The 323-nt window shown below is 56.7% G+C and carries 1 protein-coding gene; it reads right to left on the bottom strand.

Translation table 11 applies throughout. The features are described from left to right. Positions 1-277 (bottom strand): baseplate complex protein (locus ACW9IR_RS29820; protein ID WP_457466193.1); only part of this gene is annotated, 277 nt, incomplete at its 3' end. Between the last annotated feature and the right edge of the window lie 46 nt (positions 278-323).

Here is a 323-nt window from a genome sequence, read left to right as displayed (position 1 = left end):
GCACACCGAAGGTTTCGGCCGTGTCGTTCACGATCCGATACAGATGCAACTGACCGCCGCCGGCGGTGGCTTCAGCCATGCGCAACAGTTCCGTCAGCTGGGTTTTATCCACAAAGGGAATCATCAGCGAGACGGCCAACGTCTTAGGCTTGAAGCCTTTGTGAGCCTTGTCGGTATTGCTGGTCTGGCCGGACATATCGCCGCTTTCGATTCGCAGGTTGGCCGTGACCTTGAGGTTCTTGCCCTGGACTTTTTGCCCGTCGAGTAACAGCGTCATAGGCCCACCAGTTCACGCACAAAGCTCAGTCCTTCTTTGCTGCCGA

The sequence above is a fragment of the Pseudomonas sp. SDT291_1_S447 genome, assembly GCF_054070155.1.
This window is presented reverse-complemented; position numbering and strand designations above follow the sequence as displayed.